Annotated in this window: 1 protein-coding gene; it reads left to right on the top strand. The window is 56.6% G+C overall.

Features of this window, described 5'->3' with window-relative positions; genetic code table 11:
- Nucleotides 1-105: 105 nt before the first annotated feature.
- On the top strand, nt 106-1,176 hold the full coding sequence (locus tag ACFQUU_RS29240; RefSeq protein ID WP_382252144.1) for an IS110 family transposase: 1,071 nt from the start codon (nt 106-108) through the stop codon (nt 1,174-1,176).
- The last annotated feature ends 351 nt before the right edge of the window (nt 1,177-1,527 follow it).

The following is a 1,527-nucleotide window of genomic DNA, read 5'->3' on the forward strand; positions in this document are numbered from 1 at the left end:
TTTCAAATGTAAGGGACTTCCCCGTCCCGACGCGGTGTTGAAGTCGCACGGCATCGAGTGCCAAGATTGAGGTGTCGTTGTTCAATCTGAACAGGAGGGGAAGTCATGGAACAGCTTACTACCATTGGCATCGATCTCGCAAAGGAGGTGATCGCGGTATGTGTCATGGACCAACATGGCGCGGTGACCGAGCAACGCGTATTCCGGCGAGACGCATTTGAGCGCTGGGCGGCACAACTTCAACCTAGCACCGTCGCCATGGAAGCGTGTGGCTCGTCGCATCATTGGGGCCGGTGGTTTGCCGCACGTGGCCATATTGCCCGGTTGATTGCGCCTGAGTTCGTCGTGCCATTTCGCAAGGGTGGCAAGAATGATACGGCCGACGCAGAGGCGGTCGCGATTGCCGGTCGTCAACCGACGATGCGTTTTGTGCCAATTAAGACAGTCGGTCAGCAGGCAACGCTAGCCTGGCATTGCGTACGAGAAGGCTGGAAGGAAGAACGCATTGCCTTACTCAATCGGGTACGCGGACTGCTAGCGGAATATGGTGTGGTCATTCCACGATCCCCGGATCGCCTGATGGCTGCCTTGCCGATATTGACTGAAGATCCACGCTTGCCGGATCCTATCCACGCACTATTGATTGAGGTGCGCGAGCAGCTGAGCTCACTGCACGCCAGAATGGCTCGTTGCGATGAACAGATTGCCGCTCATGCCAAACAGAGCGCTGCCGCGCAGCGTGCAATGCAGCTCACAGGTGTTGGTCCGATCACTGCCAGTGCCCTGGCCGCCACGGTACCTGATCCCAAAGCGTTCAGGAATGGACGACGGTTTGGCGCCTGGCTTGGGCTAACTCCGCGGCAGCACAGTTCCGGTGGCAAGACCCGACTGGGACGGATTAGCTTACGAGGGAATGTCTATCTCCGAAACCTGTTGATCCAGGGTGCACGTAGCGCCTTACAAAGCGCGTTGCGTGCGGACCCATTGAAGGCTAGTCGACTGCAGCGCTGGATCAGTGCCTTGTATGCCCGAAAGGGCTACTTCAAGACGGTGATCGCCATTGCCAACAAACATGCGCGCATGCTGTGGGCGATGCTCGCTAAGGATGAGAACTATGATGCCTCCGCCTGGATACGGCACCCAATGGCTTGCGTAAATCCAGCAACAAATTCATGAATCACTGATGTACAGCCCGGTACGATAGCAAGACGAGGTTGGACCGAACGAGAGAAGAGCCCGACGATTCTGTTGGCCGGCAATCATTGCAACAGTTGATCCCTGGTGCAACGCCGAGCCGGATTTCAAATGGGGCGCTCTCGTGCGGCTAATATCGTGGCCCGCGCCAGATCCTGGACGCAACAAGGCCGTTTGCAAAGACGCAGTCTGTACCTTTGCTTGCCGTTGTATCCGCTGACATCAATTCGCCATATGACTACAGAAACTGGCCCACCGCAATGGTTGAGGTACCTGCCGCCGCAGGTACCGCCTTAATTACTTCTTGACTCGCAGGGGAAGTCCTTGCAAACA

Origin of the sequence: Herbaspirillum sp. GCM10030257 (assembly GCF_042666555.1) — a bacterium.
In the GTDB taxonomy this organism is placed as follows: Bacteria; Pseudomonadota; Gammaproteobacteria; order Burkholderiales; family Burkholderiaceae_D; genus Noviherbaspirillum.

Bases quoted from the DNA above. Each gene is read 5' to 3' on its own strand.
- ACFQUU_RS29240 (WP_382252144.1), top strand. From the start codon at position 106: ATGGAACAGCTTACTACCATTGGCATCGATCTCGCAAAGGAGGTGATC.